At 64.5% G+C, this 12484-nt stretch carries 11 protein-coding genes; 4 read left to right on the top strand and 7 right to left on the bottom strand.

Translation table 11 applies throughout. The annotated features are described in order from the left end of the window. The first annotated feature begins 78 nt into the window (after window positions 1-78). The 4 genes from glcE to proC are packed head-to-tail and all read left to right on the top strand — an operon-like array spanning window position 79 to window position 3970. Window positions 79-1167 carry a glycolate oxidase subunit GlcE gene (gene glcE, locus BTHE68_RS01820; RefSeq protein ID WP_162064887.1) on the top strand — a complete coding sequence of 363 codons (1089 nt, stop codon included), beginning with the start codon at window positions 79-81 and terminating at the stop codon, window positions 1165-1167. Between the two features lie 8 nt (window positions 1168-1175). Further along, window positions 1176-2402, top strand: a complete 1227-nt coding sequence (glcF, locus tag BTHE68_RS01815; RefSeq protein ID WP_162064886.1) for a glycolate oxidase subunit GlcF — start codon at window positions 1176-1178, stop codon at window positions 2400-2402. Window positions 2403-2447: 45 nt separating this feature from the next. Next, window positions 2448-3143: a YggS family pyridoxal phosphate-dependent enzyme gene (locus tag BTHE68_RS01810; RefSeq protein ID WP_162064885.1), complete on the top strand. Its 696-nt coding sequence runs from the start codon at window positions 2448-2450 to the stop codon at window positions 3141-3143. Window positions 3144-3157: 14 nt separating this feature from the next. After that, a complete protein-coding gene (gene proC, locus BTHE68_RS01805) occupies window positions 3158-3970 on the top strand; it encodes a pyrroline-5-carboxylate reductase (RefSeq protein ID WP_162064884.1) in 813 nt (270 codons plus the stop codon). A gap of 28 nt (window positions 3971-3998) precedes the next feature. Here proC and BTHE68_RS36550 read toward each other — a convergent pair whose 3' ends face one another. The 7 genes from BTHE68_RS36550 to recG form a co-directional block, all read right to left on the bottom strand. Continuing rightward, window positions 3999-5243 carry a methyltransferase domain-containing protein gene (locus BTHE68_RS36550; protein ID WP_174257978.1) on the bottom strand — a complete coding sequence of 415 codons (1245 nt, stop codon included), beginning with the start codon at window positions 5241-5243 and terminating at the stop codon, window positions 3999-4001. Between the two features lie 315 nt (window positions 5244-5558). Then, window positions 5559-6419: a 4-hydroxybenzoate octaprenyltransferase gene (ubiA, locus tag BTHE68_RS01795; protein WP_162064883.1), complete on the bottom strand. Its 861-nt coding sequence runs from the start codon at window positions 6417-6419 to the stop codon at window positions 5559-5561. A 106-nt stretch (window positions 6420-6525) separates the two neighbouring features. Then, window positions 6526-7014, bottom strand: a complete 489-nt coding sequence (locus tag BTHE68_RS01790; RefSeq protein WP_162064882.1) for a Dps family protein — start codon at window positions 7012-7014, stop codon at window positions 6526-6528. A gap of 158 nt (window positions 7015-7172) precedes the next feature. Next, a complete protein-coding gene (locus BTHE68_RS01785; RefSeq protein ID WP_162064881.1) occupies window positions 7173-7325 on the bottom strand; it encodes a hypothetical protein in 153 nt (50 codons plus the stop codon). Window positions 7326-7344: 19 nt separating this feature from the next. Further along, a complete protein-coding gene (locus BTHE68_RS01780) occupies window positions 7345-8817 on the bottom strand; it encodes a catalase (RefSeq protein ID WP_162064880.1) in 1473 nt (490 codons plus the stop codon). 326 nt (window positions 8818-9143) lie between these two features. Then, window positions 9144-10103 (bottom strand): hydrogen peroxide-inducible genes activator, encoded by a 960-nt coding sequence (locus BTHE68_RS01775; protein WP_162064879.1) that lies wholly within the window; start codon window positions 10101-10103, stop codon window positions 9144-9146. A 129-nt stretch (window positions 10104-10232) separates the two neighbouring features. Then, window positions 10233-12422 carry an ATP-dependent DNA helicase RecG gene (recG, locus tag BTHE68_RS01770; protein ID WP_162064878.1) on the bottom strand — a complete coding sequence of 730 codons (2190 nt, stop codon included), beginning with the start codon at window positions 12420-12422 and terminating at the stop codon, window positions 10233-10235. Window positions 12423-12484 lie beyond the last annotated feature (62 nt).

The raw sequence follows: 12484 nt of genomic DNA, 5'->3' as shown, positions 1-12484 counted from the left end.
CGGTACAATCGACCGGACAGCCGTAAGAAAGCCGAAACCAGAAGTCGAATTCCGAGTTCGACGATAAAGCGGGACACCATGGAACAGGACGACATCGTCGCCGGCTGGTCGGAGAGGATCGCCCGGGCCACCGAAACCGGCACGCTGCTGCGCATCCGCGGCGGCGGCACGAAGGACTGGTACGGCCAGACGCTCCAGGGAGAGATCCTCGACACGCGCGCGTATCGCGGTATCGTCGCCTACGATCCGGCGGAACTCGTCATCACCGCGCGAAGCGGCACGCCGCTCGCCGAGATCGAAGCGGCGCTGCGCGAGCACAATCAGATGCTGCCGTTCGAGCCGCCGCACTTCGGGCGCAACGCGACGCTGGGCGGCTGCATCGCCGCCGGGCTCGCCGGCCCGCGCCGCGCCTGGACCGGCGCGCCACGCGATTTCGTGCTCGGCGCGGTCGTCATGAACGGGCACGGGCAAGTGCTGCACTTCGGCGGTCAGGTGGTGAAGAACGTGGCGGGTTACGACGTCGCGCGCCTGCTCGCCGGATCGCTCGGCACGCTCGGGCTGATTATCGAACTGTCGATCAAGGTGCTGCCGCGCCCTGTCGCCGAAGCCACGCTGAAATTCGACATGCACGCCACCGACGGCGTACGCAAGCTCAACGAATGGGGCGGCCATCCGTTGCCGATCTGCGGCAGCGCGTGGCGCGACGGCACGCTCGCGCTGCGTCTCGCGGGCGCGGAAGCCGCCGTCAAGACGGCGCGCAACACGCTCGGCGGCGAAGTCGTCGATGCGGTCGAAGCGGACCGTTTCTGGATCGGCATGCGCGAGCAGACGGACCCGTTCTTCGCCGTGATCGAGCCGCGCTCGGCGCTGTGGCGGCTCGCGTTGCCGTCGATCGCGGAGCCGCTGCATTTGCCGGGCGCGCAACTGATGGAATGGGGCGGCGCGCAGCGCTGGTGGATCACCGACACCGATCCGCAGACCGTGCGTATCAGCGCGAAGCAGGCGGGCGGCCACGCGACGATCTTCCGCGCCGGGTCCGCCTACGATCGCAATGCGGGCGTCTTCACGCCGCTGCCCGCGCCGCTGATGAAGATTCATCGTGGATTGAAAGCCGCATTCGATCCGGCGCGCATCTTCAATCGCGCTCGTCTGTATCCCGACTTCTAGGCGCCTCGATGCAAACCAATCTCGCCGATTTCATCCGCGGCACGGCCGATGGCGACGAAGCCGACGCCATCCTGCGCAAGTGCGTGCACTGCGGCTTCTGCACGGCGACCTGCCCGACATACCAGATACTCGGCGACGAACTCGACGGGCCGCGCGGACGCATCTATCTGATGAAGCAGATGTTCGAAGGCGCGCCGGTCTCACGCAGCACGCAACTGCATCTGGACCGCTGTCTCACGTGCCGCAATTGCGAGAGCACCTGCCCGTCGGGCGTGCAGTACGGACGGCTCGTCGAGATCGGGCGCAAGGTCGTCGAAGAGAAGGTCGAGCGGCCGATGCGTCATCGGCTGCAACGGCGTCTGCTCGCGAGCTTCCTGCCGAACAGCACGCTCTTCACGCCCGCGATGAAGCTCGGTCAGCAGTTTCGCGGCATCCTGCCGCGCAAGCTGCGCGCGAAGATTCCCGTGCCCGAGCGGCCCCTCGTCGCGCCCACGAACAAACACGAACGCAAGATGCTGATGCTCGCCGGTTGCGTGCAACCCGCGATGATGCCCAACGTCAACACGGCGACCGCGCGCGTGTTCGATGCGCTCGGCATTGAGATCGTCACGGCGCCGGGCGCGGGCTGCTGCGGCGCGATCCGCCTGCATCTCGGCTACAACGAAGACGCACTCGACGACGTGCGCAACAACATCGACGCCTGGTGGCCGTATGTGGAAAGCGGCGTCGAGGCTATCGTGATGAACGCATCGGGCTGCGGCGCGACGGTGAAGGAGTACGCGCACTTGCTGCGCAACGATCCGGCGTATGCGTCGAAGGCGCAGAAGATCGTCGAACTGACGCGCGATCTCGCCGAAATCCTGCCGATGTTCGAGGAAGAACTCGTCTCGCTCGCGCGCCGGCGCGGCGTGCATACGGTCGCGTTCCATCCGCCGTGCACCCTGCAGCACGGGCAGCAGATTCGCGGACGCGTCGAGCATCTGCTGACCGCGCTCGGGCTCGAAGTGCGCCTGCCCGTGGATAGTCACTTGTGTTGCGGATCGGCCGGCACGTACTCGGTCCTGCAGCCGAAGCTCTCGTACACACTGCGCAATCAGAAGCTCGACCGGCTGGAGAAGCTGGAACCGCAGCTGATCGTGTCGGCGAATGTCGGCTGCATCGCGCATCTGCAAAGCGGCACGTCGACGCCCGTCACGCACTGGATTCAGCTGCTGGAGCATCTCCTGTACGGTTGACGCCGCTTCGTATAATGAGTGGCTCGATCGAACTGAACGCCCAGCATGTCCATCGCCCAACATCTCGAAGAAGTCCGGCAACGCATCGCGAAGGCGGCGCACGACGCGTCGCGCGATGCGGCTTGCGTCAAGCTGCTCGCCGTGTCCAAGACCTTTCCCGCGAACGACGTGCGCGCCGCCTTCGAGGCCGGCCAGCGCGCCTTCGGCGAAAACTACGTGCAGGAAGGCATCGCGAAGATCGCCGAACTCGCCGATCTGCGCGCTCAAATCGAATGGCATTTCATCGGGCCGCTGCAGTCGAACAAGACGAAGCTCGTCGCGGAGCAGTTCGACTGGGTGCATTCCATCGACCGGCTGAAGATCGCCGAGCGGCTTGCGGCGCAGCGTCCCGAAGGCGCGAGCGCGCTCAACGTCTGCATTCAGGTGAACGTGAGCGGCGAGGACTCGAAGAGCGGCGTCGAACCGGATGAGGCCATCGCGCTCGCGCATGCCGTGGCCGCCCTGCCCGGCCTACGCCTGCGCGGCCTGATGGCGATACCTGAGCCTGCCGAAACACTCGATGCGCAGCGCGCGCCGCACGCCCGCCTGCGCGATCTGATGAATACGCTGCGCGCCGACGGCCTCGATCTCGACACGCTCTCGATGGGCATGTCCGCCGACCTCGAAGCCGCCGTGCTCGAAGGCGCGACGATGGTGCGTATCGGCACCGCGATTTTCGGCGCGCGCACTTACACCACCTGACCTCACCTTCAATCATGAAAATTGCATTCATCGGCGGCGGCAACATGGCCGCGGCGCTCATCGGCGGTCTCGTCAAGCGCGGCACGCCGGCGTCCGATATCTACGCAGTCGACATCAACGACGAAGCGCGCGAGCGCACCGCGAAGCAATTCGGCATCGCGACCGGCGCGGCCGTCGACGCGACGCTCGCGGGCTACGACGCGATCGTGCTCGCCGTGAAGCCGCAAGTGCTCAAAGGCGTGGCCGAAGCGCTCGCGCCGCATCTGTCGAAGCAGACGATCATCAGCATCGCGGCGGGCATTCGCGCGAGCGATCTGTCGCGCTGGCTGAACGGCTATACGCAGATCGTTCGCACGATGCCGAACACGCCTGCCTTGATCGGCATGGGCGTGACGGGCCTCGCGGCGTTGCCCGGCGTGAGCGATGCGGCGAAGGCCCTTGCGTCGCAAGTGCTGGAAGCGGTCGGCACGGCCGTGTGGTTCGACGACGAAGCGAAGCTCGACGCCGTCACCGCGATTTCCGGCAGCGGCCCGGCCTACGTGTTCTATTTCATCGAAGCGATGCAGGAAGCCGCGCGCCGGCTCGGCATGGACGAGGAGCAGGGCCGCGCGCTCGCGGTCGCCACCTTCACCGGCGCGGCGCAACTGGCGGCGCAATCGGGCGAGCCGGCGAGCGTGCTGCGCGAGCGCGTGACCTCGAAGGGCGGCACGACGGCGGCAGCGCTCGCCTCGTTCGACGCTCAGGACGTGAAGGACGCGATCGTGCGCGGCGCGCTGGCGGCAGAGGCGCGGGCGAAAGAGATGGGGGATGAGCTGGGCGGTGCCTGAACGTGCATGCACGCGCGCCGCGCCTTGCTCAAAGCTTCTGCACGACGAACTCGATGCCGCACTCCGCAAACGCGGTGCGCGTCTGATCGTAGCGTTCCATGCCGTGCAGGAAGCTGTGATCGAGGCATTCGACCTTCTTCACGCTCACTTCACGCTCGAATTCGCGTAGCAGATCCAGCACATTGATCGAGACAGGCGACCAGCTCTCGCGCTTGAAGAGCGTGAACGTGTGTTTGTGGTCGTCGTTGAACGTCGATGGCCACGCGCCCTGCTCGTACATGTCCTCGTCCGGCACGGTGATGACGAGATGCCCGCCCGGCTTGAGCACGCGCAGCCAGTGGCGCAATGCGACGCGCGGGTCCATCACGTGTTCGAGGCAGTGCGCCGAGTAGACGAAATCGAAGCTGTCGTCACGCACGTTGTCGAGGATTTGCGCGTCGCCCTGCGCCCACTCATAGACCGTCACGCCTTGGATGCGCGGGAACAACGTGCGGTACAGCGCGATGCTGTCGTTGCCGCCGCCGATATCGAGCCCGTTGCCCACCAGCCAGCGATTGCTGAAGCGCGCATCGAGCAGACGGCGATTGATCGATATGCAGGTCGTGCCCGGCACGCCCAGCCCGAGCACCAAAGGCTGAGTCTGGTCGCCGGGCAGTACCCATTTTTTGAGGCCGTAGTCGCCCCAGGCGCGCGGCCAAAGCACCGCATAGCCGGTATCTTCACCGTGCCAGTGCAGCGCGTGCGTGGAGTCGAAGGATGCGAGCAGCGCGAGGAAGGTCGCTTCCTGATCGAAGCCATTCTCGGCCCAATCCGGCAGCGTCCCCGTGCTCGTCTGGAAGTCGCGCCGGTAGATGCGCACGTCGTCCAGAATGATGAGCGCGTTATCCACCCGGCCGCGCAGCGCTTCGAGCTCGGCGATCAGCGGCAGGCGTTCCGTCGCACTATGCTCCTGACTCTTGTAGCTCTTGCCGCCATAGTCCGCGCCGGGGTAATGTGCATCCAGAAAAACGAGGCAGCGTTGCTCGGCCAGCACGCCTTCCACGGTTGGCGTACGCAGGAACGTCAGACTGTCCGTGTTCGCAACATGGAGTTGTTCGCTCTGCTTCACCTCCGCGAAAAGCGGCTCGAAGATTTCGCACGACAGCGCTTTACGGAAACCGGCGGCCAACGCGGCGCGGCACGAATCACCGCGTCCGTAGCCGGTCTCGACGAGACAAGCGACCTGATGTCCGGCAACCAGCCTGGCCAGATCGAAGCGTGCAAGGGATCCCATGTTTAACAGACTCTGAGTGATACAGGCGAACGAACGCCGCCGCGAAGCAAACCCCGCGGCATTCGTTAGGCATGTTGAAAGAAGGGCCGGCGCGTTTGATGACGAATGGCCGGGCGGTATGAAACAGCTTGCTTCGGCCATTCCATAGTTAGCTAAATGCTTAAACTATGAACTTATCAAAAGATATCGCCGTGAAGCCGTAATGCGAAGAAATTTGTCGTTCTTAGACTGTTTCGGATATTGACACAAAGCAGTCTTCACGCCTGCTGCAACATGCATTGCACACGTTGCAGCTCGCGATTCACGCGAAAAGAGTTAGCTCGCCAGCGAGTAATGCAGCGCGATTCCCGCGAACAGCATCCCTCCGAGCCAGTTGTTGTGCTTGAACGCGGCAAAGCACGCCATCCGCTCGCGGTTGCGGATCAATCCGTAGTGATACACCGCGCAGCCCGCCGCCGCGAGCCAGCCCAGCCAATAGAGCCAGCCATAACCCAGCGCGATGCCGATGCCCACGTAAATCGCAAGCGTCACCGCATAGCACAGCATGACGGCGAGCACGTCGAATCTGCCGAACGTAAGCGCGGACGTGCGAATGCCGATCTTGATGTCGTCGTCGCGGTCGACCATCGCGTATTCGGTGTCGTATGCGACCGACCAGAACACGTTCGCCGCGAGCATGATCCACGCGATCATCGGCACGTGGTTCTGCACGGCGGCGAAGGCCATCGGAATGCCGAAGCCGAACGCGATGCCGAGGTACGCCTGCGGAATCGCAAAGAAACGCTTCGTGAACGGATACGTGCCCGCGACGAACAGCGCGAACACCGACAGCTCCTTCGTGAGCGTGTTGAGCGGCAGGATCAGCAGAAACGCGACGAGCGCGAGCGCCGCCGCGAGCGCCACCGCTTCCCAAGCCTTGATCTTGCCCGACGTGATCGGCCGCTCGGCGGTGCGCTTCACGTGGCGGTCGAAATCGCGGTCGGCGTAGTCGTTGATCGCGCAGCCCGCCGAGCGCATCAGGATTGTGCCGATGGTGAAGATGACGAGCAGCATCGGCGACGGACGGCCTTCGGACGCGATCCACAGCGCATTGAGCGTCGGCCACAGCAGCAGCAGGCTGCCGATGGGCTTGTCGAGGCGCACGAGGCGCATGTAGAGCGGAAGACGGGCGAGCATGGCGGAGTTCGTTGCGGAGAAACGCGATGCGGCTATTTTAGAACAGCTTGAAAAGCACAAACCCCGCTTGAGTGCGGGGTTTGTTCGCTTCGAAACCAGAAACGTCTCAGGCCAGCATCGCGCGCAGCATCCACGCGGTCTTCTCGTGCGTCTGCATGCGCTGCGTGAGCAGGTCGGCGGTCGGTTCGTCGTTGGCGGCTTCGGTCGACGGGAAAATCTCGCGCGCCGTGCGCACCACGGCTTCCTGACCCTCCACCAGCTGGCGGATCATCTCTTCGGCGGCCGGCACGCCGTCCGCTTCGGGAATCGACGAGAGCTTCGCGAACTCCTTGTAGCTGCCCGGCGCATGCACGCCGAGCGCACGGATGCGTTCCGCGATCGAATCGACGGCGAGCGCGAGTTCGTTGTACTGAGTCTCGAACATCAGATGCAGCGTGTTGAACATCGGACCCGTGACGTTCCAGTGAAAGTTGTGCGTCTTCAGATACAGCGTGTAGGTATCGGCCAGCAGCCGGGACAGCCCCTCGGCGATCTTCTTGCGGTCCTTGTCGCTGATGCCGATGTTGACGGCGGGTGTAGTGCCTTTCTTCGCCATGATGACTCCGTGAGAGAGTGATTCGAACGGTGCGGACGCCGCGCGCTTCGTCTTGCCGCGCGGCGTTTCGAGCGTCCGACAGTCTACCGTAGAAACGGGGAACGATTCACTGCGCGACGGGGCTTCAAAGCGCATTGCACTGCGCCCTGATGCCGCGCTCAGGCGCCGACGATCCCGCTCGCGACGACCAGCCCATACCCCGCCGCGACAATGCCGAATGCGAGCGCGACGCGCACCCCGCGCGAAGCCTGACGGCTCGTCGCCTCGATATGCCCGACGGCCTGAGCGATGTGATCCAGCGCTTGAGACATGATGTTTTCTCCCGTGTGTTCAGACGGCGGCCGTGTCTTTCTCGTCGACGATCTGGCCGAGCTTCGCGAGCGCGTCGGTCACGCCCTGCGCATAAGCCGGATCGATGCGGCGGAAGTGCCCGATCTGCCGCGCGACGATCTCGTTCGGCACGCCGTGGATGTGCCGCGCGATGTTGCCGAAGAAGCGTTCGCGCTGCGCGTCGTCGAAGAGCCGGAAAAGCGCCGCCGGCTGGCTGTAGTAATCGTCGTCCTCGCGATGGTCGTAGCGGTACACCGTGCCGCCCGCGAGCGGCGGCTCGTTCACGCTGGCGTCCTGCGCGAATTCGCCGTAGCGGTTCGGCTCGTAGTTCACGCGGCCGCCGAGATTGCCGTCGGTACGCATCGCGCCATCGCGATGAAACGAATTGGCGACCGGCGCGCGCGGCGCATTCACCGGAATCTGGTGATGGTTGATGCCCAGGCGATAACGCTGCGTGTCGCCATACGAGAACAGGCGGCCCTGCAACAGCCGGTCCGGCGAGAAGCCGATGCCCGGCACCACGTTCGCGGGCGTGAACGCGGCCTGCTCCACGTCCGCGAAATAGTTCTGCGCGTTGCGGTTGAGCTCGATCACGCCGACATCGATCAGCGGATAGTCCTTGTGCGGCCACACTTTCGTGATGTCGAACGGATTCGTCTTCGACTGCGCGGCCTGTTCTTCCGTCATCACCTGGATGCGGAAATTCCAGCGCGGAAAGTTGCCCTCGTCAATGTTGCCGACGAGATCGCGCTGCGCGCTTTCGCGATCGTTCGCGACCACGGCGGCCGCTTCCGCATCCGTGTAGTTCTCGAGCGGCTGCTGCGACTTGAAGTGGAACTTCACGTAGAAGCGCTCGTTGTCCTCGTTGATGAACGAGAACGTGTGCGAGCCGAAGCCGTGCATCTGCCGATAGTTCTTCGGAATGCCGCGGTCGCTCATCAGTATCGTCACCTGATGCAGCGATTCCGGATGACGCGACCAGAAATCCCATGCCGCGACGTTGCTGCGCATGTTCGTGTACGGATCACGTTTTTGCGTGTGGATGAAGTCGGGAAATTTCAGCGGATCGCGGATGAAGAACACCGGCGTGTTATTGCCCACGACATCCCAGTTGCCTTCATCCGTGTAGAACTTGATCGAGAAGCCGCGCACGTCGCGCTCGGCATCGGCCGCGCCGCGCTCGCCTGCGACCGTCGAAAAGCGCATGAAGATCGGCGTTTCCTTGCCGATGTCGGCGAACAGCTTCGCCTTCGTATAGCGCGAGATATCGTGCGTCACGCGAAACGTGCCGAACGCGCCGGAGCCCTTCGCATGCACGCGGCGCTCGGGAATCACTTCGCGGTCGAAATGCGCGAGCTTTTCGACGAGCCAGAAATCCTGCAGCGTGACCGGGCCGCGCGGACCGGCGGTCTGCGCGTTCTGGTTGTCGCCGACGGGTGCGCCTGCGGCGGTCGTGAGTCGTTGGGTCGTCATCGTGATACTCCTGCTTGTGCGTTTGCGTTGGATGATGTGGGGCGCGCGCTCAGGCCACGCGAGCGAGATCGGCGAGGAGGCAAACCGCCATGTCGCGAAGGCTGGTCCAGCGGTGGAAGAAGCTCATGGAATCCTCTCTTCGTCGTGGTCGGCTAAGCGTCGACCGTGAAGAGGATCCTAACTTAGGCTATCGATTTTTATAATTCGATTAAATTTATATATGCGATAGGTCAAGGTTTGCGCTTGTTTCGCCCGCGCGCGACACCGCAAACGAAAACGCCGCGCTCCGTTGCCAGAGCGCGGCGTTCGCAAGATAGAAAGCGTGATCAGTTCACTGCGACGGGCATGTCCAGCTTTCTCACGCCCGGCAGATCGCAATTGGCGATGGCTTCGCAGATGGCGTCGATGGCCGGCATGCGCGTGAAGCTCTTGCGCCACGCCAGCACGACGCGCCGATCCGGCACCGGCTCGTCGAACGGCACGTAGCTGAGCAGACCGGAATCGATGCCGCCCGCATGCGGCCTCACCTCGCTCACCGACATGCGCGGCAGCACCGTGATGCCGACGCCGCTCGCGACCATATGCCGGATCGTCTCCAGCGAAGATCCTTCGAAAGTCTTCTGGATGCCGTCCGCGTTCTGCGAGAAACGCATGAGTTCGGGGCACACGCCGAGCACGTGATCGCGGAAGCAATGGCCGCTGCCGAGCAGCAGCATGGTTTCCTGCTTGAGATCGTCTGGATCGATCTTCGCGCGGTTTTCCCACGCATGGCCCGAAGGCATCGCGACGACGAACGGCTCGTCATAGAGCGCACGCACCATCAGCCCGGTTTCGGGGAACGGCAGCGCCATGATCGCGACATCGATTTCGCCCTGCTTCAGGAGCTCGATCAGCTTGAGCGTGTAGTTCTCCTGGAGCATCAGCGGCATCTGCGGGACCGCCTTGATCATCTGCTTGACCAGAGTCGGCAGCAGATACGGCCCGATCGTGTAGATCACGCCGAGACGCAGCGGACCGACCAGCGGGTCCTTGCCCTGCTTGGCAATCTCCTTGATGGCGAGCGTCTGCTCGAGCACGCGCTGCGCCTGCGTCACGATCTGCTCACCGATCGGCGTCACGCTGACTTCGCTCGTGCCGCGCTCGAAGATCTGCACGTTGAGTTCATCTTCGAGCTTCTTGATTGCCACCGACAGCGTCGGCTGGCTGACGAAGCACGCCTCGGCCGCGCGGCCGAAATGCCGCTCGCGCGCAACCGCGACGATGTACTTCAGTTCAGTAAGGGTCATTGGCGGCCAATGAATTGCATTGATTCGATAGGTTTGAGTTATACACCTGCAGGTAGCGGTTCGACAACTTTTGCCGATTCACCCGTCCGCGCCGCCTAAATGGGACCGACGCAGCCAGCGCGAGTTCAGTCAGGCCTTCAAATAGTGCTCCCGCGCGCCGAGCCAGCGCGCGAGATGACGCGTCACCGCTTCGGGGAAGCCCTTGAGCATCTGATCGGCGGCCTCGCGTGCGGGTTCGATCAGCCAGCCGTCGTTTTCGAGGCTCGCGAAACGCAGCATCGCTTCGCCCGATTGACGCGCGCCGAGAAACTCGCCGGGACCGCGAATCTCCAGGTCGCGACGCGCGATCTCGAAGCCATCGGTGGTTTCGCGCATCGTCTGCAGACGCGCGCGCGCCGTCTGCGACAGCGGGTTCGCATACATCAGCACGCACACGGAGGCCGCACTGCCCCGCCCCACGCGCCCGCGCAACTGATGCAACTGCGCGAGCCCGAAACGCTCCGCGTGCTCGATCACCATCAGCGACGCGTTCGGCACGTCCACGCCGACTTCGATCACCGTCGTCGCGACGAGCAGTTGCACTTCGTTGCGCGAGAACGCATCCATCACGCCGGCCTTCTCGGCGGGCGCGAGCCGTCCGTGAACCAGTCCGACGCGCAACTCCGGCAACGCGGCGACGAGCGTTTCATACGTCTCGACGGCGGTCTGAAGCTGCAGCGTCTCGCTTTCCTCGATCAGCGGACAGACCCAGTACACCTGCCGTCCGGTCAGCGCGGCCTCGCGCACGCGCCCGATGATCTCGTCGCGGCGCCCGTCCGACACCACTTTGGTGAGAATCGGCGTGCGGCCAGGCGGCAATTCGTCGATGGTCGAGACATCGAGATCGGCGTAGTAGGTCATCGCGAGCGTGCGCGGGATCGGCGTCGCGGACATCATCAGTTGATGCGGCTGGAAGTCCCGCGCGCCGTCCGCCGCGTTCAGCGCCTTCGCGCGCAACGCGAGCCGCTGCGCGACGCCGAAGCGATGTTGTTCATCGACGATCACGAGCCCCAGGCGCGCGAACTCGACCGCATCCTGAATGATCGCGTGCGTGCCGATGACGAGCTTCGCCGTGCCGAGCGCCGCCGCCTCGGTCGCGGCGCGCTTTTCCTTCGCTTTCAGGCTGCCCGCGAGCCACGCGACGGTGACGCCCAGCGGCTCCAGCCAGCCGCGCAGCTTGCGCGCGTGCTGCTCCGCGAGGATTTCGGTCGGCGCCATGAGCGCGGCCTGATAGCCCGCGTCGATGGCCTGCGCCGCCGCCAGCGCCGCGACGATCGTCTTGCCGCTGCCGACATCGCCTTGCAAAAGACGCTGCATCGGATGCGCGAGCGTGAGTTCGCCCGCGATCTCCGCGACCACGCGCTGCTGCGCGCCGGTCAGCGCGAACGGCAGCGCGCGCAACAGCCGCCCGACGAGCGATGTTTCGTCGTCGGGCGAACGGCGCGGCATCGCGGGCGCGGCGCGCGTGCGCCGTTCCTCGTGCGCGCGCTTGAGCGACAGTTGCTGCGCGAGCAATTCCTCGAACTTGATGCGCGTCCACGCCGGATGCGTGCCGTCGATGAGCGCGGTTTCATCCGAATCCGCGTGCGGATGATGCAGCGTCTTCACGGCGTCGAGCAGTCCGGGCACGTTCAGTGGCGCGAGATGCGCGCGCGCGATCGGCTCAGGCAGCAGTTCCGGCAGCGACACGCGCGAAATGGCCGAATCGATGGCCTTGCGCAAGTACGCCTGCGAAATGCCCGCCGTCGATGGATAAACCGGCGTGAGCGCCTGCGGCAGCGGCGCGCCGTCATCGACGGGACGCACCGCCGGATGCACCATCTCCAGTCCGAAGAAGCCGCCGCGCACGTCGCCGCGTACGCGCAGGCGCACGCCGATGGCCATCTGCTTGACCTGCGAGCCGTAGAAGTTGAGAAAGCGCAGCGTGAGTTCGTCGCCGGCGTCGTCGTGGATTTTCACGAGCAACTGGCGGCGCGGCCGATAGGCGATCTCGTTGTCGAACACGACGCCTTCGGTCTGCGCGATATCGCCCGGAATCAGCTCGCCGATGGGCGTGAGCGAGGTTTCGTCCTCGTAGCGCATCGGCAGGTGCAGAACGAGATCGATGTCGGACTTCAGGCCGAGCTTCGCGAGCTTGTCGGCCGTCTTGACGACCGGTTTGACTTTCTTCTCCGCGCTCTCGGTCGGCTTCGCCCGCTTGCGCGCGACAGGGGCGTCGGCTTCGTCCGCGGTCGGGAGTGCATCGGTCGGGGAAGCCGGGCGGCGGTCGGACAAGGGCATCGACTCTCTTCGCAAGTACAATGTGAGGTTTGTTCGGCGCGTTTTTCGTGTCGTTCCTGCCT

The sequence above is a fragment of the Burkholderia sp. THE68 genome (assembly GCF_009938265.1).
In the GTDB taxonomy this organism is placed as follows: Bacteria; Pseudomonadota; Gammaproteobacteria; order Burkholderiales; family Burkholderiaceae; genus Caballeronia.
The sequence above is the reverse complement of the archived record's forward strand: the minus strand, read 5'-3'. Positions and strand labels throughout refer to the sequence as shown.